Source organism: Luteipulveratus flavus, from assembly GCF_029439465.1.
In the GTDB taxonomy this organism is placed as follows: Bacteria; Actinomycetota; Actinomycetes; order Actinomycetales; family Dermatophilaceae; genus Luteipulveratus; species Luteipulveratus flavus.
The window spans coordinates 128186-152520 of sequence record NZ_JAROAV010000031.1 but is presented as its reverse complement, the minus strand read 5'-3'; the positions used below and the strand labels follow the sequence as shown (position 1 = coordinate 152520).

At 70.1% G+C, this 24335-nt stretch carries 21 protein-coding genes; 15 read left to right on the top strand and 6 right to left on the bottom strand.

All coding sequences use genetic code 11. From position 1 onward, the window contains the following. Positions 1-98: 98 nt before the first annotated feature. From ppc to P4R38_RS12645, 3 genes are all read right to left on the bottom strand, one after another. A complete protein-coding gene (ppc, locus tag P4R38_RS12655) occupies positions 99-2864 on the bottom strand; it encodes a phosphoenolpyruvate carboxylase (RefSeq protein WP_277192429.1) in 2766 nt (921 codons plus the stop codon). Positions 2865-2931: 67 nt separating this feature from the next. Then, positions 2932-3957, bottom strand: a complete 1026-nt coding sequence (locus P4R38_RS12650; RefSeq protein WP_275238413.1) for a hemolysin family protein — start codon at positions 3955-3957, stop codon at positions 2932-2934. Beyond that, on the bottom strand, positions 3957-5282 hold the full coding sequence (locus tag P4R38_RS12645; RefSeq protein WP_277192428.1) for a hemolysin family protein: 1326 nt from the start codon (positions 5280-5282) through the stop codon (positions 3957-3959). The genes P4R38_RS12650 and P4R38_RS12645 overlap by 1 nt, the downstream gene beginning before the upstream one ends. A gap of 89 nt (positions 5283-5371) precedes the next feature. Here P4R38_RS12645 and P4R38_RS12640 point away from each other — a divergent pair, with 89 nt between their 5' ends. The 8 genes from P4R38_RS12640 to P4R38_RS12605 all read left to right on the top strand — a co-directional run bounded on the left by P4R38_RS12640 (position 5372) and on the right by P4R38_RS12605 (position 15150). Then, entirely contained in the window at positions 5372-6355 is a 984-nt protein-coding gene (locus tag P4R38_RS12640) for an ABC transporter ATP-binding protein (protein ID WP_277192427.1), read from the top strand. After that, a complete protein-coding gene (locus P4R38_RS12635) occupies positions 6355-7161 on the top strand; it encodes an ABC transporter permease subunit (protein ID WP_277192426.1) in 807 nt (268 codons plus the stop codon). The genes P4R38_RS12640 and P4R38_RS12635 overlap by 1 nt, the downstream gene beginning before the upstream one ends. Positions 7162-7345: 184 nt before the next feature. Further along, complete coding sequence (locus P4R38_RS12630) at positions 7346-11311, top strand: multifunctional oxoglutarate decarboxylase/oxoglutarate dehydrogenase thiamine pyrophosphate-binding subunit/dihydrolipoyllysine-residue succinyltransferase subunit (protein ID WP_277192425.1); 3966 nt, start codon at positions 7346-7348, stop codon at positions 11309-11311. After that, on the top strand, positions 11311-12354 hold the full coding sequence (locus P4R38_RS12625; RefSeq protein WP_277192424.1) for a GNAT family N-acetyltransferase: 1044 nt from the start codon (positions 11311-11313) through the stop codon (positions 12352-12354). The genes P4R38_RS12630 and P4R38_RS12625 overlap by 1 nt, the downstream gene beginning before the upstream one ends. 79 nt (positions 12355-12433) lie before the next feature. Then, positions 12434-12607, top strand: coding sequence for a DUF6104 family protein (locus P4R38_RS12620; protein WP_275238407.1), 174 nt, complete (start codon positions 12434-12436; stop codon positions 12605-12607). Between the two features lie 16 nt (positions 12608-12623). Continuing rightward, entirely contained in the window at positions 12624-13277 is a 654-nt protein-coding gene (locus tag P4R38_RS12615; protein ID WP_275238406.1) for a DUF459 domain-containing protein, read from the top strand. Between the two features lie 264 nt (positions 13278-13541). Next, on the top strand, positions 13542-14402 hold the full coding sequence (locus P4R38_RS12610) for a DUF4097 family beta strand repeat-containing protein (protein WP_275238405.1): 861 nt from the start codon (positions 13542-13544) through the stop codon (positions 14400-14402). A gap of 145 nt (positions 14403-14547) precedes the next feature. Next, positions 14548-15150, top strand: coding sequence for a PadR family transcriptional regulator (locus tag P4R38_RS12605; protein WP_277192423.1), 603 nt, complete (start codon positions 14548-14550; stop codon positions 15148-15150). 56 nt (positions 15151-15206) lie between these two features. Here the strand turns inward: P4R38_RS12605 and P4R38_RS12600 are convergent, their stop codons facing one another. Then, positions 15207-16532 carry a UDP-glucose dehydrogenase family protein gene (locus P4R38_RS12600; protein WP_277192472.1) on the bottom strand — a complete coding sequence of 442 codons (1326 nt, stop codon included), beginning with the start codon at positions 16530-16532 and terminating at the stop codon, positions 15207-15209. A gap of 198 nt (positions 16533-16730) precedes the next feature. Here P4R38_RS12600 and P4R38_RS12595 point away from each other — a divergent pair, with 198 nt between their 5' ends. The 7 genes from P4R38_RS12595 (at position 16731) to mctP (ending at position 22522) form a co-directional block, all read left to right on the top strand. Further along, entirely contained in the window at positions 16731-17651 is a 921-nt protein-coding gene (locus tag P4R38_RS12595) for an ABC transporter substrate-binding protein (RefSeq protein WP_277192422.1), read from the top strand. Continuing rightward, positions 17648-18610 carry an amino acid ABC transporter permease gene (locus tag P4R38_RS12590; RefSeq protein ID WP_277192421.1) on the top strand — a complete coding sequence of 321 codons (963 nt, stop codon included), beginning with the start codon at positions 17648-17650 and terminating at the stop codon, positions 18608-18610. The genes P4R38_RS12595 and P4R38_RS12590 overlap by 4 nt, the downstream gene beginning before the upstream one ends. 1 nt (position 18611) lies before the next feature. Continuing rightward, positions 18612-19472 (top strand): amino acid ABC transporter ATP-binding protein, encoded by an 861-nt coding sequence (locus P4R38_RS12585; RefSeq protein ID WP_277192420.1) that lies wholly within the window; start codon positions 18612-18614, stop codon positions 19470-19472. A 2-nt stretch (positions 19473-19474) separates the two neighbouring features. After that, a complete protein-coding gene (locus P4R38_RS12580) occupies positions 19475-19801 on the top strand; it encodes a S24 family peptidase (protein WP_277192419.1) in 327 nt (108 codons plus the stop codon). A gap of 153 nt (positions 19802-19954) precedes the next feature. Beyond that, the gene (gene sodN / locus P4R38_RS12575) at positions 19955-20359 is read left to right on the top strand and encodes a superoxide dismutase, Ni (protein WP_275238399.1); all 405 of its coding nucleotides are present in this window, start codon (positions 19955-19957) and stop codon (positions 20357-20359) included. Between the two features lie 166 nt (positions 20360-20525). Further along, entirely contained in the window at positions 20526-20810 is a 285-nt protein-coding gene (locus tag P4R38_RS12570) for a DUF3311 domain-containing protein (RefSeq protein WP_275238398.1), read from the top strand. After that, positions 20810-22522 (top strand): monocarboxylate uptake permease MctP, encoded by a 1713-nt coding sequence (mctP, locus tag P4R38_RS12565; protein WP_277192418.1) that lies wholly within the window; start codon positions 20810-20812, stop codon positions 22520-22522. The genes P4R38_RS12570 and mctP overlap by 1 nt, the downstream gene beginning before the upstream one ends. Positions 22523-22586: 64 nt before the next feature. Here mctP and P4R38_RS12560 read toward each other — a convergent pair whose 3' ends face one another. Both P4R38_RS12560 and P4R38_RS12555 read right to left on the bottom strand, forming a co-directional pair. Further along, the gene (locus P4R38_RS12560) at positions 22587-23276 is read right to left on the bottom strand and encodes a hypothetical protein (protein WP_409201259.1); all 690 of its coding nucleotides are present in this window, start codon (positions 23274-23276) and stop codon (positions 22587-22589) included. An 86-nt stretch (positions 23277-23362) separates the two neighbouring features. Then, entirely contained in the window at positions 23363-24130 is a 768-nt protein-coding gene (locus tag P4R38_RS12555; protein ID WP_277192417.1) for a helix-turn-helix transcriptional regulator, read from the bottom strand. Positions 24131-24335: the final 205 nt, after the last annotated feature.

Genomic DNA, 24335 nt, shown 5'->3' with positions numbered 1-24335 from the left:
TGCCGCCCACCCCGGCAAAAACTGGCCACCAGCACACGCATACGTGTGCCGGGCACCAGCTTTTGCCAGAACGCGGACCTGGGGCGAGGGGTGGGCGGTCAGCCGGAGTTGCGCAGGGCGGTCGCGAGGCCGTTCATCGTCAGCAGGATCCCGCGGCGCACCTGCTCGCTCTCGTCGCCCGCGCGGTAGCGGTGCAGCAGCTCGACCTGCAGGTGGTTGAGCGGCTCGAGGTAGGGGAACCGATTGAAGACGGACCGCTTCAGCGCGGCGTTGTCCCACAGCACGTCCTCGTGCCCCGTCACCTGCCCGAACATCCGCACCGTCCGCTCGTGCTCCTGCACGATCTTGCCGAAGACGCGCCCGCGCAGCTCCTCGTCCTGCACCAGCCGCGAGTACCGTTCCGCGATACCGAGATCCGATTTCGCCATCACCTGCGCGAGGTTGGACATGACGGTGCGGAAGAACGGCCACCGCTCGTAGTAGCCGCGCAGCGTCGACAGCCGCTCCTCGTCCCCGCCGACCCACTGCTCCAGAGCCGACCCGGTGCCGTACCACCCGGGCAGCATCACCCGCGACAGCGACCAGCTCATCACCCACGGGATCGCGCGCAGGTCCGAGATCTGCTCGGTCGGCTTGCGGGAGGCCGGGCGTGAGCCGATGTTGAGCGCGCCGATCTCACCCACCGGGGTGGAGGTCTTGAAGTACTCCACGAATCCCGGTGTGCGGTGGACGAGGTCGGCGTACGACTCCCGCGCCAGCGCCGCCAGCTCGTCCAGGTGGGCGTACGCGGAGCCGGTCTCGTCGCCCAGGCGTTCGGTGTCCAGGAGGGACGCCTCCAGCGTCGCCGAGACGATGGCCTCGAGGTTGCGGACGGCCAGCCGCGGCTCGGCGTACTTCGCGGCGATGATCTCGCCCTGCTCGGTGAGCCGCAACGAGCCGCGGACGGCGCCGCGCGGCTGGGCGAGGATCGCCTCGTAGCTCGGGCCGCCGCCGCGTCCGACCGTGCCACCGCGCCCGTGGAACAGCCGCAGGCGCAGACCGTGCTCGCGCGCGACCTCGACGAGGTCCAGCTCGGCGCGGTAGAGCGCCCAGTTGGCCGCCAGGTAGCCGCCGTCCTTGTTGGAGTCGCTGTAGCCGAGCATGACCTCCTGCAGGCTGCCTTTGCGCTCGACCAGGGCGCGGTACGCCGGGACCGCGAGCGCCGCCCGCACCGTCGTCGCCGAGACCTGCAGGTCCTCGATCGTCTCGAAGAGCGGCACGATGTTGACCGGGCTGGTCCCCGTGACGGGGTCGAGCAGGCCGGCCTCCTTGAGCAGCACCGCGCACTCCAGCAGGTCGGACACGCTGGTGCACATGCTGATCACGTAGTTCGGCACCGCCTCCGGCCCGAACGTCCGGATCGCCCGCGCTGCGGCCGCGGTGATCGCCAGCTCGCGGGTCGTCTGCTCGGACAGCTCGGCGTCCGCGCCGATGAGCGGCCGCCGCGACCGGAGCACCTCGACCAGCAGGTCGACGCGCTCCTTCTCGTCCAGGCCGGCGTACGCGTCGTGCACCCCGGCCCAGGCGAACAGCTCGGCGACGGTCTGCTCGTGGACGTCGGAGTTCTGCCGCAGGTCCAGGCCGTACAGGTGGAAGCCGAACGTCCGCACCGCCTCGCGCAGCCGCAGCAGCCGGTCGTCGGCGATCAGGTCGTCGCCGTCCGCGCGCAGCGAGGCGTCGATGACGTCCAGCTCGGCGAGCAGCTCGCCGGGGGTGTCGTACGCGGTCGCCTCCCCGATGCTGCCGCCGCCCAGCCACTCGTCGAAGAAGACGTCGTACGTGCACACCAACCGGTGGTGGATCCAGCGCAGCGCCTGGCGGTACGGCTCGTCGTCGCGGGCGTCGTCCTCGCTGCGCGCGGCCAGGGCGAGCAGGTCCTCGCTCACGGCGGTCAGACGCACGGACAGGGACAGGCTGGTCTCGAGCGTGCTCACCTCGTCGAGGTAGTGGGTCAGCGCGGTCTGCGCGGCGCGCGAGGACGCCGTGGCGACGACGTCGGCGTCGACGTTGGGGTTGCCGTCGCGGTCGCCACCGATCCACGAACCCGCACGCAGGAGCGGCTGGGGCAGCAGGTCCGTACCGGGGTACAGCTCGGCGAGCTCGCGCCGGACGCGGGCGTTGATCTGCGGCATCACCTCGAAGAGGGACGCCTCGAAGAAACGCAGCCCGACCTCGATCTCGTCCTGGATGCGGACGCGCTGCAGCCGGATCAGGGCGGTCTGCCAGAGGGTGATGACCTGGATCGTGATCGTCCGCAGCGCCGACTCCTCCTCGGCATCGCTCAGCGTCATCCGCTCGCGAATCCGCATCGTGTCCGCGATCCGCGACTGGGCCTCGAACACCGTACGGCGGCGCGTCTCGGTCGGGTGGGCCGTGATGACCGGCACGACGGTCGCGTCCTGCAGGACGTCGGCCACCTCGGCCGGGTCCAGCTGCGCCTCGGCGAGCGCGGCGAACCCGGCGGCGAGGGAGTCCGCGGGCGGCGGGTCGCCGGCACGGACGTGCAGGGCGCGGCGGCGCTCGCGGTGCAGGTCCTCGGCAAGGTTGGCCAGCAGCGCGAACAGGCTGAAGGCCCGGATCACGTGCAGCGAGTCCTGGGTCGACAGGTCCCGGAAGAGATCGGCGAACCCCTCGCGGTCGACCTCCTGGCGGCGCACCGCGAACGCCCGCCGCCGCGCCTCCTCGACGAGCCCGAAGACGCGCTCGCCCTCCTGCTCCCGGATGACGTCACCGAGCAGACCCCCGAGGAGGCGGATGTCCTCCCGGAGCGGCTCGGTGGCGGCACGCCCCTCGGCGCTGACGTCGAAGACCAGGTGTGGCGACATGCCACACAGCATGGTGGGTCGCCCACCGCGGGCGAACCCGGCGTTCGCCACGCGGGCACCCGGACGCTCAGCGCTGGGTCTGGTCGGCCACCTCGCCGACGAGCTCCTCCAGCAGGTCCTCGAGGAAGACGACGCCGACGACCGCGCCCTCGGCGTCCACCGCGCGGGCCAGGTGCGAGCCGGTCCGCTGCATCGTCAGCAGGACATCCTCGACCTCGTCGGCGGTCCGCACGGTCGCCAGCGGTCGGATCCGCTTCGGCGGTACGGGGTCCTCGTACAGCTCGTCGGTGGCGTACAGCACGTCCTTCAGGTGCAGGTACCCCGCGATCGCGCCGTTCCGGTCGGTCACCGGGTAGCGGGAGAAGCCGCGCTTGGCGACCAGCTGCTCCAGGTCGGCGGGCGAGGCGCCGATCGGCAGGGTGACCAGTCCGTCCAGGGGTACGGCGACGTCGCCGGCGACCCGGTCGCTGAACTCCAGGGCGGCCCGGGTGCGGTCCTGCTGCTCCTTCTCCAGCAGGCCCTCGCGGTGGCTCTCCTCCATGATCATGTGCACCTCCTCCGCCGAGAAGGTCGAGGCGACCTCGTCCTTGGGCTCGATGCCGAACCGGCGCACGAGCCACTTGGCGATGGCCTCCAGCAGCCGGATCAGCGGACGCAGCGCCTTGGTGATCCACAGCAGCACCGGCGCGAGCAGCAGCGCCGCCCGGTCGGGGCCGGCGATGGCGAGGTTCTTCGGGATCATCTCGCCGACGACGACGTGCAGGTACACGACGATCAGCAGCGCGAGCAGCAGCGCGACGATCTCGGCCGCCTCCTCGGGCAGGCCGACCGCGTGGAACGGACCCACCAGCAGGTGGTGCAGGGCGTCCTCGGCGACCGCACCGAGGAGCACCGAGCAGACGGTGATGCCGAGCTGGGCGCAGGCGAGCAGGGAGGCGACGTTCTCCAGGGCCTCCAGGACGAGCTTGGCGCGCCGGCTGCCCTCGGCGGCCAGCGGCTCCATCTGCGAGCGGCGGGCCGCCATGACGGAGAACTCCGCCCCGACGAAGAAGGCGTTGCCGAGCAGGAGCAGCAGCGAGAACCAGAGCGCCATCAGGCCTGCTCCCCCTCGACCGGCTCGTCGGCCGGCAGCTGGGACAGCCTCAGCCGGTCCACCCGCCGCTTGTCCATCGAGACGACCCGCAGCAGCCACCCGTCGGCGCGGACCTCGTCCCCGACCTGCGGGACCCGCCCGACCTGCTCCATCACGAAGCCGCCGATGGTCTCGTACGTCGCCCCGTCGGGGATGTGCGCGCCGATGCGGTCGCGGACCTCGTCCGGACGCCACAGGCCCGAGACCGTCCAGGAGCCGTCCGGCAGCATCCGGCTCGGGTCCCGGACCCGGTCGTGCTCGTCGCTGACCTCGCCGACGATCTCCTCGATGACGTCCTCGAGGGTGACGACGCCACTGGTGCCGGAGTACTCGTCGATGACGATGGCCAGCTGGAAGCCGCCCTTGCGCAGCAGCACCAGCAACGGGTCGAGCCGGATCGTCTCCGGCACGACGACCGGCGGGATCATCAGCGCGGACACCGGCACGTCCGACCGGCGCTCGGGCGGTACGGCGATCGCCTTCTTCACGTGCACCACGCCGCGGACGTCGTCCCAGCCCTCCCCGAGCACGGGGAAGCGGGAGTGGCCCGTCCGCCGGGCGAGGCCGACCACGTCGTCCGCGGTCGCCGTACGGTCGACCGACACCGACCGTACGCGGGGGGTCATCACGTCGCTCGCGGTCCGCTCGCCGAAGTCCAGCGAGCGGGTGAGCAGCCGCGCGGTGCCCTGCTCGATCGTCCCGGCCTCGGCGGAGCGGCGCACCATGGAGGAGAGCTCCTGCGGGGTCCGCGCCGCCGACAGCTCCTCCTGCGGCTCGACGTCCAGCAGCCGCAGCACGCTGTTGGCGGAGCCGTTCAGCAGCCGGATCAGCGGACGGGTGAGGACCGAGAACGCGCGGACGGGCCGGGCCACGACGCGTGCCACCGGCAGCGGCGCGGAGATGCCGAGGAACTGCGGGAGCAGCTCGCCGAAGATCATCGAGAAGATCGTCGCCAGGACCAGCGCCAGCGTCGTGCTCGCCGCGACGGCGGCCCCCTCGCCGAGGCCGAGCCCGCCCAGCGGCGCCTCCAGCAGCGCTCCGAGCGAGGGCTCCACCAGGAAGCCCAGCACCAGGGTCGTCAGGGTGATGCCGACCTGAGCGGCCGACAGCTGCGTCGACAGCTGACGCAACGAGCCCAGCACGGGTACGGCGGCGCGGTCACCCCCGTCGATCGCCCGCTGCACCGTCGGGCGGTCCAGCGCGACGAACGAGAACTCCGCCGCCACGAACACCGCCGTCCCGGCAGTCAGCACAACTCCGGCGAGGACAAGCAGCCACTCCGTCATAGTGGCGCTCATCCTAGATGCGGCGACCTGGCACCTGCGGAACGCGGGAGTGGTGGGATGGAGCACATGGCGACACACCGGGGGTGCGTGTGACCACCGCCCCGACACCGAGTCCGACGAGCACCGGCGCGCGCATCGAGATCGCCGGCCTGACCAAGAGTTTCGGCGACTTCCGCGCGGTCGACGACCTGTCCTTCGTGGTCGAGCCCGGCCGGGTGACCGGCTTCCTCGGCCCGAACGGCGCCGGCAAGACCACGACGTTGCGCATGCTGCTCGGGCTGATCCGCCCCAGCGCGGGAAGCGCGACGATCGACGGGCGGCCGTACGCCGAGCTCGACAACCCCATGCAGGTCGTCGGGTCCGCGCTCGAGGCGACGAGCTTCCATCCCGGCCGCACGGGTCGGGACCACCTGCGGGTGCTGGCGGCCGCGTCACGCGTCCCCGACGCGCGGGTCGACGAGCTCCTGGAGCTGGTCGGCATCGCCGCCGCGGCGGGCAAGCGCGCCGGTACGTACTCCATGGGGATGCGCCAGCGCCTCGGGCTGGCCGCGGCGCTGCTCGGCGACCCGCGGGTGCTGATCCTGGACGAGCCGGCCAACGGCCTCGACCCCGAGGGCATCCGGTGGCTGCGCGGGTTCCTGCGTCATCTGTCCACCGAGGGCAAGACGATCCTGGTGTCCAGCCACCTGCTCAACGAGGTCGAGCAGACCGTCGACGACGTCGTGATCATCGCCAACGGCCGTCTCGTCCAGCAGGGGCCGATCAGCACCCTGCACGGCGACCGTCGCCAGCTGGTCCGCACCACCGACCCGGACCGCCTCGGCGCGGCACTCGGCGAGGACGGCCTGCTCGTCGTCCGTACCGGCGACGACTCCCTCGAGGTCACCAGCGAGGACGCCCGACGCATCGGCGACACGGCCCTGCGGCTGGGGCTGCCGATCTACGAGCTGCGCGAGTCCCGGTCGGACCTGGAGGACCTGTTCTTCCAGCTGACCTCCGCTCCGGAGAACCGCAACCGCAACCTGGGCGCCACCGAGCCCACCACCGACGTCCAGCCGGGAGAGGTGCAGTGATGGGCGCCGCCATCAGGTCCGAGCTCCGCAAGATCTTCACCACCCGGCTGTGGTGGGGCATGGCGATCCCGATCGTGCTGCTGGCCGCCGGCGTCACCGCGCTGCTCGCGGCCACGTCCGAGCCGGAGAAGGCCAACCCCGACCTGGGGGTCCCGGCGATGTCGCAGACGCAGTTCGCGATCAACACCTACACCGGCGCGGTCGGGCTGGGCTACCTGCTGACGATGTGCGTGGGCATCGTCGCGATCGGCTCGGAGTACCGGCACCAGACGATCACGTCCACCTTCCTCGCCGTGCCTCACCGCACCCGCGTCATGGCCGCCAAGGTCGTCGCCCTGCTGGTGACAGGTGCGTTCTACGGGCTGCTGTTCGTCGTCGCCGCGGTCGCGGCCGGCGCCGCCGTGCTGTCGTCCCGGGGACTGTCGACGTTCGGCGAGGGCTTCGCCGTCCCGCGCGCGCTGCTGCTCATGCTGCTCGTGCTCGGGCTGTGGGCCCTGATCGGGCTGGGCGCCGGCATCCTCATCCCCAACCAGGTGGCCGCGCTGATGATCATGGTCGGCATCGCCTGGATCCTCGAGCCGATCCTCGGCGGCGTCCTGGCCTCCCAGGACTGGGGCGAGGGCGTCTCGAAGTTCTTCCCCAGCAGGGCGACCCAGGCGATGCTCTCCCAGCAGTCCACCGGCATCAACGACAGCGTTCCCGTGGAGCGGCTGTCCTGGCCGGCGGGCGCCCTGGTGCTGCTGGCGTACTCCGCCCTGCTGGCCGGAATCGGGACCTGGTTGACCACCCGTCGGGACGTCAGCTGACTCCTCCGGCCGACGTCCGGCGAGGGCGGTGTGTCCCCCGACACAGCGGACACACCGCCCGTCCCGCGTGCCGAGCCCGGTCCATCGCCGTGACACCCGCCGCAGTAGGCTTGCCCTCGTCTGTGCTATATGCGCAGCGACGGCTTCCCAACTTCGAATCGACGCATGAAAGAGGCGCATCCGCGTGTCATCTCAGTCCCCCAGCGGCGACCCACTCGCGGCCTTCGGCCCGAATGAGTGGCTAGTGGACGAGCTCTACCAGCAGTACCTCGACGACAAGAACTCCGTGGACGAGGCGTGGTGGGAGTTCTTCGCGGACTACGAGCCGGCGGCCACCTCCGGCAACGGTGGCGGCGCGTCGACGCAGACGCAGCAGCCGTCGTCCCAGCCGCAGACGCAGACGCAGCAGCCGTCCGCGCAGCCGCAGTCGGCCCCTCAGGCCGAGCAGGCGACGACGCCGTCCGCCCCCGCCGCGAGCGCGCCCGCGCCGGCCGCGACGGAGACGAAGCCGGCGACGCCGAAGGCCGAGGCCCCCGCGCCGAGCCCGGCCGGCGCGCCCGAGTCCGACGCCGCGGACAACGAGCCGCCGCAGCAGCAGCCGGAGGAGACCGACCACACCGCGCCCGGCCAGCCCGACCCGGCCAAGGCCGAGGGGAGCGCGAGCCGGCTGACCCCGCGTGAGGGCTTCAGCACCTCCGTCGAGCCGGTCGAGAACGCCGGCGCCTCCGAGGCCGTGCCGCTGCGTGGAGTCGCCGCCCGCATCGTCACCAACATGGAGGACAGCCTCGAGGTTCCGACCGCGACGAGCGTGCGTGCGGTCCCGGCCAAGCTGCTGATCGACAACCGCATCGTCATCAACAACCACCTCTCCCGCAGCCGCGGCGGAAAGGTGAGCTTCACCCACCTCATCGGGTACGCGATCGTCAAGGCGCTGCACGACGTCCCGGAGATGAACTTCGCGCTCGGTGCGGACGAGAAGGGCAAGCCCCAGCTGCTCAAGCCGGGCCACGTCAACTTCGGTCTCGCCATCGACCTGCAGAAGGACGACGGCAGCCGGACCCTCGTCGTCCCGAGCATCAAGGGCGCCGAGAACATGGACTTCGCCCAGTTCTGGACGGCGTACGAGGACATGGTGCGCAAGGCGCGCACCAACAAGCTCACGCTGGACGACTACGCCGGCACGACCATCAGCCTGACCAACCCCGGCGGTATCGGCACCAACCACTCGGTGCCGCGGCTGATGAAGGGTGCGGGCGCGATCATCGGCGTCGGCGCGCTGGAGTACCCCGCGGAGTGGCAGGGCGCCAGCCAGGAGCGACTCACCAGCAACGCCGTCAGCAAGATCCTGACGCTGACCTCCACGTACGACCACCGCGTCATCCAGGGCGCGGTGTCCGGTGAGTTCCTGCGCCGGGTGCACCAGCTGCTGCTGGGCGAGAACGGCTTCTACGACGAGATCTTCGCCGCGCTGCGGATCCCGTACGAGCCGGTCCGCTGGGTGCAGGACATCTCGGTCACCCACGACGACGACATCTCCAAGGTCGCCCGGGTGCAGGAGCTGATCCACGCCTACCGGGTACGCGGTCACCTGATGGCCGACACCGACCCGCTGGAGTACAAGCAGCGCAAGCACCCCGACCTCGACATCACCACCCACGGCCTGACGCTGTGGGACCTCGAGCGCTCGTTCCCGACGGGCGGCTTCGGCGGGCAGCCGTTCCTGAAGCTGCGCAAGATCCTGGGCATCCTGCGTGACTCCTACTGCCGCACGGTCGGCATCGAGTACATGCACATGCAGGACCCGACCGAGCGCCGCTGGATCCAGGACAAGGTCGAGAAGCCGTACGCCAAGCCGTCGGCGGACGACCAGCTGCGGATCCTGCGCAAGCTGAACGCCGCGGAGGCCTTCGAGACCTTCCTGCAGACCAAGTACATCGGTCAGAAGCGGTTCAGCCTCGAGGGCGGCGAGTCGGTCATCGCGGTCATGGACCGGATCCTGAGCGAGGCCGCCGACGAGAACCTCGACGAGGTCTGCATCGGCATGCCGCACCGCGGCCGGCTGAACGTCCTGGCCAACATCGCGGGCAAGTCCTACGGCCAGATCTTCCGGGAGTTCGAGGGCCAGCAGGACCCCAAGTCCGTCCAGGGCTCCGGCGACGTGAAGTACCACCTGGGCACCGAGGGCGAGTTCGTCTCCGACGAGGGCAACAAGACCAAGGTCTACCTCGCCGCGAACCCCTCCCACCTGGAGGCCGTGAACCCGGTCCTGGAGGGCATCGCCCGCGCCAAGCAGGACCGCATCAACCTCGCCGGTACCGCGTTCACGGTGCTGCCGATCCTGCTGCACGGTGACGCGGCGTTCGCCGGTCAGGGCGTGGTCGCCGAGACGCTGAACCTGTCGCAGCTGCGCGGGTACCGCACCGGCGGCACGATCCACGTCGTCATCAACAACCAGGTCGGCTTCACCACGGCGCCGAGCAGCTCGCGCAGCTCGACGTACTCCACCGACGTGGCCCGGATGGTGCAGGCGCCGATCTTCCACGTCAACGGCGACGACCCCGAGGCGTGCGTCCGGGTCGCCGAGCTCGCTTACGAGTTCCGGCAGAAGTTCCACAAGGACGTCGTCATCGACATGGTGTGCTACCGCCGCCGCGGGCACAACGAGGGCGATGACCCCTCGATGACGCAGCCGCTGATGTACAACCTGATCGAGGCCAAGCGCAGCGTCCGCAAGCTCTACACCGAAGCGCTCATCGGCCGCGGTGACATCTCGGTCGAGGACGCCGAGGCCGCGCTGAAGGACTACCAGCAGCAGCTGGAGCGGGTCTTCATCGAGACCAAGGAGGCGCGCAAGCAGGCCGCCGCCGACACCACCCCGGCCAAGCCGGACGCGAGCACGGGCACGGACGCCGAGGGCCACGGCGGCCTGGAGCGCCCGTCCGCGCAGGAGCAGGACGACCGGGACGGGTGGCAGCAGACCACCCGGCCGACGGCCATCTCGCAGCGCGACCTGAAGCTCATCGGCGACACCTGGGTCAACCCGCCGGCGGGCTTCACCCTGCACCCGAAGCTGAAGCAGCTCATGGAGCGGCGCTCGGCGATGGCCAGCGAGGGTGGCATCGACTGGGCGATGGGCGAGCTCACCGCGTTCGGCTCGCTGCTGCTGGAGGGCACCCCGGTGCGCCTCGCCGGGCAGGACTCTCGCCGCGGCACGTTCGTCCAGCGTCACTCGGTGCTGGTCGACAAGAGCACCGGCGCCGAGTGGACCCCGCTGCGGTACCTGTCCGACGGGCAGGCGTGGTTCTGGGTGTACGACTCGCTGCTGTCGGAGTACGCCGCGATGGGCTTCGAGTACGGCTACTCGGTCGAGCGCCCGGACGCGCTCGTGCTGTGGGAGGCGCAGTTCGGCGACTTCGTCAACGGCGCACAGACCGTGGTGGACGAGTTCATCTCCTCCTCGGAGCAGAAGTGGGCGCAGCGCTCCTCGGTGGTGCTGCTGCTGCCGCACGGCTACGAGGGCCAGGGTCCGGACCACTCCTCGGCGCGCATCGAGCGCTTCCTTGCGATGTTCGGCGAGGACAACATGACGATCGCCTACCCGAGCACGCCGGCGTCGTACTTCCACCTGCTGCGTCGGCAGGCGTACGCGCGTCCGCGCCGTCCGTTGATCGTCTTCACCCCGAAGCAGCTGCTGCGCCTCAAGGCGGCCACCTCCTCGCCGGAGGACTTCACGAACGGCACGTTCCGTCCGGTGATCCCCGACACCACGGTGGCCGCGGAGAAGGTCGACCGGGTGCTGCTCGGCTCGAGCCGCATCATCTACGACCTCGAGGCGGAGCGGAAGAAGCGCGGCGACGACGCCACGGCCATCGTGCGCATCGAGCAGCTCGCGCCGATCCCCGCCCAGGAGATCGCCGACGCGGTGAAGGCGTACCCGAAGGCCGAGCTGGTCTGGGTCCAGGACGAGCCGAAGAACCAGGGCGCCTGGCCGTTCATGGCCCTGAACCTGCCCGAGCAGCTGACCGCCCACGGTGAGCAGCGCGGCCTGCGGGTCGTGTCGCGGGCGGCGTCCGCGTCGCCGGCGACGGGTTCGGCCAAGAAGCACCAGGCCCAGCTCGCCGAGCTCATCGCCCAGGCGTTCGACCGCTGATGACGATTCCCCAGCCGGGTGCGCCGGCCGTCCAGGTCCCATCCGGCTGGGGCGTCCGCGTCCCGACGCCCGACGATCTCGCTGCGCTGGTGTCGCTGCTGGCCGCGCACCAGCAGGCCGTGCGCGGGCGCAGCAGCGTCGACGCGGACGCGGTCCGGTCCGAGGTCGTCGGTCCGGGCTCGTGGACGCGCCGCCACCTGCTCGCCGTCGACTCCCACGGCGACGTCGCGGCGTGGGCCCGGGTCCACGACCGCGCGGCGGGTCGAACGACGATCGACGTCACCGTGCGTCCGGACGTGGACGACGCGCAGGCCGACCCGGTCGCGGCGTCGTTGTTCGAGTGGTGCTGCGAGACCGCGCGCGAGATCGGTCGCGTCCGCGAGCAGGCGACCACCCAGCTGGACGCCACAGCGATCGCCGGTGACGAGCGGCAGGCGCGGTGGATGACCGCCGCCGGCCTCGTGCTCACCCGCACCTGGCTGCAGATGTCGCGGCCGGTGACGGCCGAGGAGGCGTCGCCCGACGCGTTCCCGGCGCCCCGAGCCGGGGTCGTCGTACGCCGGGTCGCCCAGCACGAGGGCGGCCTGCCGGTCGCCGAGGACCTGCGTGCCGTCCACCTGGTGCTCGAGGAGTCCTTCGCCGACCACTTCAACTCCTACCGCGAGAGCTTCGCGGAGTTCGTCACCCGCCTGCGCGAGGACCCCGGCCACCGCTGGGACCACTGGTGGCTCGCGACGGTCGAGCTCCCGAGCGGCCCGCTGCTCGCCGGCGCGGTCGTCGGGTCGGTGCTCCCCGAGGACGCCGACGGGTTCGAGGGCAGCTACATCGACTACATCGGTGTCCACCGGGAGGCCCGGGGCCGCGGCGTCGCGAAGGCGTTGCTGCACACGGTGATCCGGGACGCCGCCGAGCGCGGTCGCAACCGCGTCGGACTCGAGGTCGATGCCGACTCCCCCACCGGAGCCGACGGCCTGTACGTCTCGATGGGCTGGGAGACCTCCTACCGCACCGAGTCCTGGCAGCGAGACGTCGCCACCGCCTGAGGAAGCCGGTGCCCAGCCGGTCGACACGACGACGGCCTGGCGTCACGGCTGTGAACGGCCCCCGCGATAGCCTCCCGGTGTGTACTTCACCGACCGGGGACTCGAGGAGCTGATCGCGCGCCGGGGCGACGAGGACGTCAGCATCGCGTGGCTCGCCGAACAGCTGCGCGTGTTCGTCGACCTGAACCCCGAGTTCGAGACGCCGGTGGAGCGGCTGGCGACGTGGCTGGCCCGGTTGGACGACGACGAGTGACGAGGCACCCCATCGCATGAGCTACCCACACGAGGGCAGTGAGCCCGACTTCACCCCCAGCGCCGAGTTCCACGTCGCCGACGGCCCCCGCCAGATCGGCCTGTGCTTCGTCGGCGACTCGTTGGTGTCGGGCCTGGGCGATCCCAAGGCCCTCGGCTGGGTCTCTCGGGTGATCGCCCGCACCTCGATCGGCGAGGCGCAGCTGGCGTCGTACAACCTCGGCGTGCGCGGGGAGAGCTCGACGGACGTGCTCGGCCGCTGGCGTGCGGAGACCACGCCCCGGTGGGCGCGCAGCAACGAGCGGCGCCTGGTGGTCAGCTTCGGCACCAACGACATCCACCAGGGCATGACGACCGCCCGCTCGCGCCTCAACCTCGCCAACATCCTCGACGACGCCGCGACCACCGGCATCGCCACGTACGTCGTCGGGCCGCCACCGACCGCAGACTCCGAGATCAACAACCGCCTGGAGACCCTGGTCGACGCGCAGGCCGACGTCTGCTCGCGCCGCCGCGTCACCTACGTCGACTGCTACCGACCGCTGCTGGGCCACGAGCAGTGGCAGTCCGACCTCGCCGCCGGCGACGGCTTCCACCCCGGTCAGGCCGGCTACGGCCTGATCGCCTGGCTGGTCCTGCACGCCGGCTGGCAGGAGTGGCTCGCGCTCTGACCTGCCCGGCCGACTGCGCGCGTCCTGCTTCGCCGGCCGAGTGCGCGCGTCCTGCCCGCCACACCGGTCGAGTGCGCGTGTCCTGCTGGAATTTCACACCGCAACCAGCAGGACACGCGCACTCGGCCAAGAGGTTCGGGGGCAGATGGGGCTCGGCCGGCCGCAAGCCACACTCGCGATATATCTTGACTCTCCTTGTTGACGCGATATATCGTCACTTCACCGATCGCGATACATCGCGTATGACTCGAAGGGGAGCAGCTCATGGCGCAGAAGTGGGAGATCGAGGGGCCGCGGGTCCTCGACATCGGCGACGAGAACGAGCGCGTACGGTCGCTCACCGTCGGGCTCATCGGTGGCCACGTGGACGTCGTCACCCACGACGACTCCCCCACCGCACGGGTCGAGGTGTACGAGGTCTCCGGCCGGCCGCTCCAGGTGCGGTGGGACGGCAGCGCGCTGAAGATCCTGCATGTCAAGGGCGACGGCCAGAACGTCTGGGAGGCGATCAAGGGCTTCGGCCGGACCGTCCAGCGGCACAAGGCCCGCATCAGCGTGTCGATCCCGCGCGACGCCGAGGCGTCGGTGTCGACCGTCAGCGCGGGCGCGGTGGTCGGCAACCTCGACGCCGACGCCAAGATCAACACGGTCAACGGAGAGGTGACGGTCGACGCGCTCGATGGCGACATCGTCATCAACACCGTGTCGGGGGTCATCGAGGCGCACCACCTGTCGGGCGAGCTGCGGGCGGGGACCGTGTCGGGCGGCATCACCGTGCACGACAGCACGCTGGACCCCATCGACCTCAACACCGTCAGTGGCGACATCACCCTGGACCTCACCAACGACCGCGTCCGCATCACCAGCAACTCGGTGTCGGGCGACGTCACCATCCGGATGCCGCTGGGCGACGGGTACGACCTCAAGGTGAGCACGATCAGCGGCGCCGCCATCGTCGACGGAGCCCAGCTGGGCGGCAACCACATCGGCCAGCGCGGCGGTTCGCTGCATCAGGGCGACGGCGCACTCCGGCTCAAGGCGACCTCGGTGTCCGGCGACGTCGTCGTCCTGCGCTCCCCCGACGACGCCCGCCCGACCGACCGCACGGCGCAGGAGCAGGCGTGAACGCCGTCTTCATGCCCAACGCGCTCCGGCTGGCGACCCTCGTGCCGGCGCGGTCGGCCGGCCGCGCGCGACATCCCGTCGTCGCGCCTCCCGCCCGTCCCGTACGGGTTCCGTTACGGCGCGCCGGCGGCGAGCGGGGCCCGTCATGAGCCCGGTCTTCGCCCACGGCCAGCTACGGCTGTACCTCCTGGCGCTGCTCGCCGACGGCCCACGGCACGGGTACGAGGTGATGCGCGACCTGGAGGAACGGTTCGACGGCTTGTACACCCCGAGCGCCGGCACGGTGTACCCGCGGCTGGCCAAGCTGGAGGAGGAGGGCCTGGTCACCCGGACCGACGAGGGCCGCAAGGCGACGTACGCCATCACGGACTCGGGTCGGGCCGAGGTCGCGGACCGCCGGGACGACCTGGGTCACCTGGAGCAGGACCTGGAACGCTCGGCGCAGCGCCTGGCCGACGAGGTTCGGGAGCGGGTCCGCGGCGGCGCGGCCGACCTGCGGGCCGAGCTCAAGCAGGCGGCGAGGGACGCCCGGCGCACGGCACGACCGGCGGGCGGCGGCTTCGACCGTGCGTCGTACTCGGCGGACGCGGGACTGCTCGGCGAGATCGAGACCGCCCTGCACGAGCTGCGGCACGAGGCGCGCCGTCTCAGCCGCGACCGGCGGACGACCGACGCCGTACGACGCGACGTCCTCGAGGTGGTCCGGCGGGCCCGCAACGGTGTCCAGGAGGCCGCGCGGCGTCGCTGAGACCGGTGGCGCCGCTGGGACCGGTGGCGCCGCCACTGGTCCCAGCGGACCTCGGGTCAGGCGTGCGGTCGGCCCAGCGCGCGGTAGGTCCAGCCGGCCGCACGCCACCGAGCCGGGTCGAGCTTGTTCCGTCCGTCGATCACGACGGGCTTGCGAACGAGGGGCGTGAGGCGGGCCGGGTCGAGGTCCCGGTAGTCCTGCCACTCGGTGAGGTGCAGGACGACGTGGGCGCCGGCCACGGCCTCCTCGACCGTGTCCGCGTAGGTGAGGTCGGCGCGGTGCTTGCGCGCCACCGGCAGCGCCTTGGGGTCGTGCACGCGCACCTCGGCTCCGGCCGCGCGGGCCATCTCGGCCACGTCGAGCGCCGGCGAGTCCCGGATGTCGTCGCTGTTGGGCTTGAACGCCGCGCCCAGCACGGCGACGGCCCGACCGGCCAGCGTGCCGCCGCACTCCTCGCGAGCCAGGTCGATCATCCGAGCCCGGCGGCGCAGGTTGATCGAGTCGACCTCGCGCAGGAACGTCAGCGCCTGGTCGGCGCCGAGCTCGCCGGCGCGGGCCATGAAGGCGCGGATGTCCTTGGGCAGGCAACCGCCGCCGAAGCCGACCCCGGCACCGAGGAACCTGCTGCCGATGCGGTCGTCGTGGCCGATGGCCTCGGCCAGCCGCACCACGTCGCCGCCGGCGGCCTCGCACACCTCGGACATCGCGTTGATGAACGAGATCTTGGTTGCGAGGAAGGCGTTGGCCGCGACCTTGACCAGCTCGGCCGTCGGGTAGTCCATCACCAGCCGGGGCGTCCCCGTCGAGAGCGGCCGCTCGTACACCTGGTCCAGCAGCGCGACGTCGTCGTCGGCGTGCGAGCCCTCGACGCCGTACACGAAGCGGTCGGGTGTGACGGTGTCCTCGATCGCGAACCCCTCACGCAGGAACTCGGGGTTCCACGCCAGCCGGACCTCGACACCGGCCGGAGCGCCGTCCTGGAGGGTGCGCTTGAGCGCGGCAGCCGTCCCCACCGGGACGGTCGACTTGCCGACGACCAGGCTGCCCTCGTCCAGGTACGGCGCGAGGGAGCGCCCGGCGGAGAACACGTAGGTGGTGTCGGCGGCGTTCTCGCCGGCCAGCTGCGGGGTCCCCACGCAGACGAAGTGGACCTGCGCCTCGGCCACCTGCGCGTAGTCGGTGGTGAAGGTGAGGCGGCCCGTGGGCAGCACCTCGGCGAGCAGCTCGTCCAGGCCCGGCTCGAAGATCGCCGGCTTGCCCGCGGCCAGCGCCTCGATCTTGGCCTCGTCGCTGTCCACGGCGATGACCCGGTGGCCGAGGTGGGCCATACAGGCGGCGTGGACGGCTCCGAGGTAGCCCGTCCCGATCACGGAGATAGTCAGCGACACGCCGGTCACCTTAACCGCCCGGTAGCCACCCGCGCGCCTCGTCGGACGACCAGAGGGTGAACATCGGCCCGGGGACGGACGTCGAGTCCGGTCACGGTGACGTCACGTTCAACAGTCGCCCACATCGTGGTCGCCGCGCAATGGCAGGATGCTGGCCAGTCACGCACGGCTCCGTGGAAGGAACCCCCCATCATGCTCGCTCGACGCAACCGCGCCACCAGCGCTCTCGGTATGGCAGCCGCCGCCTCCCTCGCGCTCGCCCTCAGCGCCTGCGGGTCCGACTCGCTGGACTCCGGCGGCGGACAGTCCAGCGCTCCCGCCGACCCGACGACCGAGGTCTCGGCGGACTCGGCCCTGGCGTCGAAGGTCCCGGCCGACATCAAGGCCAAGGGCACGCTCACGATCGGCACCGACGCCTCGTACGCCCCGAACGAGTTCACCGGCGCGGACGGCAAGTCCATCGAGGGCATGGACGTCGATCTGCTCAAGGCCGTCGCGGCCAAGCTCGGCCTGAAGGTGAACTTCCAGGCCGCCGGCTTCGACTCGCTCATCCTCGGCGTCAAGAGCGGCAAGTACGACGCCAGCATCTCCTCGTTCACGATCAACGACGAGCGCAAGAAGGAGGTGACCATGGTCAGCTACTTCAACGCCGGCACGCAGTGGGCGGTCAAGAAGGGCAACCCGGAGAAGGTCTCCGCCGACAACGCCTGTGGTCTGTCGATCGGGGTCCAGAAGGGCACGACGCAGATCGATGACCTGACCAACCGCAGCAAGCAGTGCACGGCCGCGGGCAAGCCCGCGATCAAGCAGGTCGTCGAGCAGGACCAGAGCAAGGTCACCGCCGACCTCGTCTCCGGGAAGGTCGTCGCGATGGCCGCCGACTCCCCGGTCGGCCTCTACGCGGTGCAGCAGACCGGCGGCCAGCTCGAGCCGCTCGGCAGCATCTACGACTCGGCTCCCTACGGCGTCGTGGTGCCCAAGGCCCAGACCGCCTTCGGCCAGGCCCTCGCCGACGGGTTCACCGCCATCAAGAAGGACGCCGTCTACGAGACGATCCTGAAGAAGTGGGGCAACGAGACCGGCGCGATCGACACCTTCGAGGTGAACCCGTGACGGCCGGTACATCGGTCGACCAGGAAGCACGCCCCGGCAAGATCGAGGCTCGTCCCGTCCGTCACCCCTGGCGCTACGTCGGCGTCGTGATCATCGCGCTGCTCGTGGCGATGATCATCAGCTCGCTGGTCACCAACGAGCGGTGGGACCTGCCCTTCGCCCTCCGGGTGATGAACTACAAGCCGATCATCCAGGGACTCATCCAGGGCACGATCATCGGCACCGTCGGCGCCATGATCATCGGCATCGTCGGCGGCATCCTGCTGGCGATGATGCGGCTGTCGGAGAACCCGGTCCTGCGAGGGGTCGCGTTCCTCTACACGTGGTTCTTCCGCGCGATCCCGCGGCTGGTGCTGCTGGCGATGCTCGGTACGGGTGTCGGCTACCTCTACCCGAAGCTGGACTTCGGTCTGCCGTTCAGCCAGCAGATCACCAGCGCGTTCGGGATGAGCAACGACCTGACGTTCTACCAGCTCGACGTGAACAGCATCAGCAACGGCATCATCATCGGCATCCTCGGCCTCGGGCTCTCCGAGGCCGCCTACATGGCCGAGATCGCCCGGGCCGGCATCCAGTCGGTCGACCGCGGGCAGTCCGAGGCCGCTCAGGCGCTCGGCATGTCCAACGGCAAGGCCATGCGTCGGGTGATCCTGCCGCAGGCCATGCGCGTGATCGTGCCGCCGACCGGCAACGAGACCATCGCCATGGTGAAGGACACCTCGCTGCTGTCGATCGTCCCGGTGACCGCGGAGCTGTGGTACCAGATCACGGTGGTCGGCAGCCGCACGCTGAAGATCATGCCGACGTACGTCGCCGGCTTCGCCTGGTACCTCGTGGTCTGCACGATCCTGATGATCGGTCAGTACTTCCTGGAGCGGCGCTTCGGCCGTGGGTTCGGGACGACCGCGCCGGGACGTACGCGGATGCTCGGCCTGGGCAGCAGAGAGGGAGGCGCCTGACATGACCGACACGACAACCACCGCTGACACCCGCGCGGTGTCCGACGTCCCGCTCGTACGGGCGCTCAACGTCAGCAAGGCGTTCTACGGCAACGAGGTCCTCAAGGGCATCGACCTGGACGTCCGCGAGGGTGAGGTCGTCTGCCTGCTCGGGCCGTCCGGTTCGGGCAAGACGACGTTCCTGCGCTGCATCAACCAGCTGGAGACGATCGACGGCGGTCGCATCTGGATCGACGGCGACCTGATGGGGTACGACGACCGGAACGGCCAGCTCCACCGCCTGCACGACAAGCGCATCGCGGCTCAGCGGCGCGACATCGGCATGGTGTTTCAGCGGTTCAACCTGTTCCCGCACATGACGGCGCTGCAGAACGTCATGGAGGGCCCGGTCCAGGTCAAGGGGCAGGGCAAGGGCGAGTCGCGTGCGGCCGCGCTGGAGCTGCTGGAGCGGGTCGGGCTGCAGGAGCACTGCGCCCACTTCCCGGCTCAGCTGTCCGGTGGCCAGCAGCAGCGCGTCGCTATCGCGCGCGCCCTGGCGATGAAGCCCAAGCTGATGCTCTTCGACGAGCCGACCTCGGCCCTCGACCCCGAGCTGGTGGGCGAGGTCCTGGCGGTGATGCGCGAGCTCGCGCAGGACGGCATGACGATGATCGTCGTGACGCACGAGATGTCGTTCGCGCGACAGGTCGCCGACCGGGTGGTGTTCATGGACGCCGGCGTCGTCGTCGAGTCCGGGCCGCCCGCGGAGGTCATCAACCGGCCGCAGCACGAACGCACCCGTGCGTTCCTGTCGCGGCTGCACGCCGAGGAGGAGCACCGGCGCGAGGCGATCGAGGACCCGCTGCACGGGAACGATCACTGACGGTGCGCCTCGGGGTCGCCGTCGTGCGGGGCCGGTCGATGCTGCCGACCTACCGCGACGGCGACCGGCTGCTCGTCCTGCACGGCGGCCGCGTCGTCCCGGGGCGCGTGCACGTCGTCGACCTCCCACCCGGACCGCACGGCCCTCGTCCGGTCGCCGTCAAGCGGATCAGCAGGCGTGACGGCAGACGGTGGTGGCTCGACTCGGACAACCCGCGTGAGGGCGTCGACTCCTGGACGCTCGGCGCGATCGAGCCGGCGGCCGTCCGCGCCCGCGTCCTCCTGCGCCTCCCCCGACGGTCGTTCCGAGATCTCGTCCACCGCCGTTGACGGGCCGCCAGGGTGATCGTCCAGGGCGATCGGCCGTAGGGCGGTGTGCAGATGCGACGTCATCGCACGGGCCGGACCCCCGGTTTTCGCCGAGCAGCGGCAGGGGTACGTTTCGAGACGAACGGCCCGCCACTGCGAAAGGGAGTCTGAGACATGCTCAAGCGTTTGTTCGCCCCCACCATCGAGGTCAGCGCACACTGCGACCTGCCCTGCGGTGTGTACGACCCGGCGCAGGCTCGCATCGAGGCCGAGTCGGTCAAGGCGATCTGCCAGAAGGTCGCCGAGAAGTCCGACGACGCCGACTTCAAGATGCGTGCGACGATCATCAAGGAGCAGCGCTCCGAGCTGGTCAAGCACCACCTGTGGGTGCTGTGGACCGACTACTTCAAGCCGCCGCACTTCGAGAAGTACCCGCAGCTGCACACGCTGGTCAACGAGGCCACCAAGCTCGCGGGCGCCGGCGGCACCAAGGCCAGCTGGGACGTCGCCACGGCCGACCAGCTCCTCGCCAAGATCGACGAGATCGCCACGATCTTCGCCGAGACGAAGAAGGGCTGACCGGCTCCACCGGCTCTCGATGAGGGTCCGCTCCGCACCGCGGGGCGGACCCTCTCGCCTGTCCGGGGCACCCCGGGAGCAATGACGTCCAAATGTGACCTGTGACGGGGATCACGCCGGTAGCGTGCGCTTGTTCATCTGTCCGGGCTCCTCTGGAGGTCCTTTCGTGACCCAACACGAGAACCCCGACCAGGCACCGCCGGCCAACACCGGCCTGCTCTGGGTCGCGGGCGTCCTACTACTCATCCCCATGCTCGCGCTCGTCCCCGTGGGCTGGTACGCCAAGAAGGACCCCGTCCTGTGGGGCTTCCCGTTCTTCATCTGGTACCAGCTGATGTGGGTCTTCCTCTGCTCGGCGTGCACGCTGGCCGCGTACGCCCTCGTGAAGAAGGCGCGCCCGCACGTACCCATGCGCACGTCGGCGCACCTGGACCCGGAGGGTGACCACTGATGCCCGCACAGCTTCCGTTCGCGCCGAACCCGTCCACGCCCGGCACGGGCGTCAACGGCGTCGCGCTGACCGTCCTCATCGTGCTGTTCCTGATCGTGACGGTCATGGGCTTCATGGCAGCGCGCTGGCGGCGTGCCGAGTCGATGGAGTCGCTGGACGAGTGGGGCCTGGGTGGTCGCTCGTTCGGCACCTGGATCACCTGGTTCCTGCTGGGCGGTGACCTGTACACGGCGTACACGTTCGTCGCCGTTCCTGCCGCCATGTTCGCCTCGGGTGCCGTGGCCGGCTTCTTCGCGGTCCCGTACACGATCGTCGCCTACCCGATCATCTTCTTCTTCATGTCGCGGCTGTGGTCGATCAGCCACCGGCACGGGTACGTCACGTCGGCCGACTTCGTCCGCGGCCGCTACGGCTCCCGGTCGCTGTCGCTCGCGATCTCGGTCACCGGGTTCGTGGCGCTGATGCCGTACATCGCGCTGCAGCTGGTCGGTATCCAGGCCGTCCTGGAGGTCGCCGGCATCGGTGGCAGCGGCAACTGGCTGGCCAAGGACCTGCCCCTGCTGATCGCGTTCGGCGTGCTCGCGGCGTACACCTACTCCAGCGGTCTGCGTGCCCCGGCCGTCATCGCGTTCGTGAAGGACATCCTGATCTACCTGGTGATCATCGTCGCGATCATCTACCTGCCCTCGAAGGTCGGTGGCTGGAGCCACATCTTCGACGCGGTGCACGCCAAGACCGAGACGACGCCTCCGCCGTCCAAGCCCGGGTACGGGCCGGCGTCGCCGTTCGTGGACACCGTGGGCCCGAAGGCGCAGTGGGCGTACGTGACGCTGGCGTTCGGGTCGGCGATGGCACTGTTCATGTACCCGCACTCGATCACCGCGGTGCTCTCGTCCAAGAACCGTTCGACGATCCGCCGCAACGCCTCCATCCTGCCGGCGTACTCGTTCGTGCTCGCGCTGCTGGCGCTGCTCGGCTGGGTCGCCATCGCGGCCGGTACGAAGCCGATCGGCCTGGACGGCAAGCCCAACGCCCAGCTGGTCGTCCCGCAGCTGTTCGAGGACCAGTTCCCCGACTGGTTCGCCGGGGTGGCGTTCGCGGCGATCGCGATCGGTGCCCTCGTGCCGGCGGCGATCATGTCGATCGCGGCGGCGAACACGTTCACGCGCAACATCTACAAGGAGTGGATCCGTCCCCACGCGACCGTCGCCGAGGAGGCGAAGGTCTCCAAGATCACCTCGCTGGTGGTGAAGCTGTTCGCGCTGGTGTTCGTCTTCACGATGGACAAGCAGAACGCGATCAACTTCCAGCTGCTGGGCGGCATCTGGATCCTGCAGACGTTCCCCGCGATCGTCGTCGGCCTCTACACGCGCTGGCTGCACCGGTGGGCACTGCTGGCCGGCTGGGCCGTCGCGATGATCTACGGCACGTGGCAGGCGTACGGCATCAAGAGCCCCGCCACCAAGCACTTCGGCGGCTCGCTCGACACGATCCCGGTGATCGGCAAGCTGGGTTACATCGCCCTCACGGCGTTCGTGCTCAACGTCCTGATCGCGGTCGTCCTCACGCTCGTGCTGCGCGCTGCGAAGGTGCCCGAGGGCGTCGACGAGACGGCGAAGGCGGACTACTTCGTCGACTCCGACGACCCGCGCGTGCAGGCGTACGACGCCGACCCGTACGACGACGTGGAGGCCTCGCCGGGTAAGGCCTGAGTCCTACCCGCGGAGGGCGGTCGTCCGGTGTACGCCGGGTGGCCGCCCTTCGCGATGTCCGCGATCAGTGGCCCGCCATCCACCGCGAGTACGCAGCGCCGAGCTCGAACCGGCTCTGCACCTCGAACATCGCGTTGAGTCCAGCCACGTCGTTGCGGACCGTCCGACTGGTGACCTTCAGCTCGGCGGCGATCTTCTCGTCCGTCAGCCCGTAGGACATGAGGTGCAGGATCCGCAGCTGCCGCAACGTCGGCCGCAGGTCCCTACGCCGATCCCTCGGCAGCACCGGCTTGCTCACCGGCATGATCCCCTTGAACACCTGCCGAAGGTTGGACAGGACGACGTGGTCAGTCACGAGCACGGAGGCCGGGAGTTCAGACGTGCTGGTCTTGATCCGAGCGATCCGATCGTCGACGAGATGGAAGCTGATGGGCGTAACAGGCGTGCTCTCACCCAGGAAGCTGCCTTGGCATGGACAGGAACTCGACGCACACACCACCGCGGATCGGGCGGTTCGTACCACCACGCGACTTCTGATGCCCCTGCGCGCCGACCGCTCATGCAGCACCCGAAGTCCGTCGTCCATCACGACGTACGCGCCGTCCCGCGCGGAGTCGAGCGAGTGCCTGCAGGACGCCTCGAGCCGAGCCATCCCACTGTTGTGCTCGGCATCGCCGAGCCACACGTCCGCGATGCCGGGTTCGTGGACTACGTCGCGGCGTTGCAGCACCTGCTGTACATCGGGCGTCATCACGTCGTGCTTGCCGCGCGATGCCCGCGCACTGATGGACCGTAGGAGTGCCAGCGCGGACGAGGCGTGTGCCTCGCCAGATCCGTTCGTCATCCGCCAGCCACCCAGCGCGTGTACGCCGCGCCTAGCTCGAACCGGCTCTGCACCTCAAACATCACGTACAGACTCCTGACGTCGTTGCGAACGGTGCGGCTGGTGACCTTCAGCTCGGCCGCGATTTTCTCGTCCGTCAGCCCGTACGACATCAGGTGCAAGATCCGCAACTGCCGCAACGTCGGCCGCAGGTTCCGACGCCGGTCCCTCGGCAGCACCGGCCGGCTGGTGAACGCGATGCTGTCGATGTAGGTCTGGACGTTGGCGATCACACGCCGGTCGACGGTTAGGAGATGATGCATCTCGGGCGCCCGCGCCTGAGGTACACCGACGATCGCAATCCGCTCGTCGACGAGGAAGGCGTGCAACTCGATGTCCACCTTCTCGCCGAAGTAGCTTGGCGGCAGATTCGTGCAGGGACATCCGCTCGTACAAATCACTGCGGGCGCGATGCCTCGGCGGAGGTTGGTCGCGCGGATGCCTCGATCTGCCGAGCGCCGGTGCGCCGCCACGCCCCGACCATCGTCATTGCTCTCGACCACGTGCGGTGCCACTCCTCGCACCGTGTGACGGCATGACGGCTCAAGTTCAAGCAAACCGTCGCGGGCTTCACCCCATCCAACCCAGGCCGCCTCGATCCCCGGCGCTTCGGCGAGCGATCGTGGCCGCTTACGCCAGTCATCGAGCCATTCGGTTGTGTCGACGCTACCTGTACTCGCGGCCCGCGCAGTGATCGCGCGCAGGGCCTCAATCGGGCTGGCCATCACTGGCCCGATCTCCACCTGGAGTAGGCGGCCCCGAGGTCGAACCCGCTCTTCACCTCAAACATCATGTACAGCGCCACCACGTGGGTGCGGATTGTCCGGCTGGTCACTTTCAGTTCCGCTCGATCTTCTCGTCCGTCGGGCCGTACGCCATCAGATGCAGCATTCGCATCTTTTGATTGTGCCGTGCTGGCGGGCAGCGCGG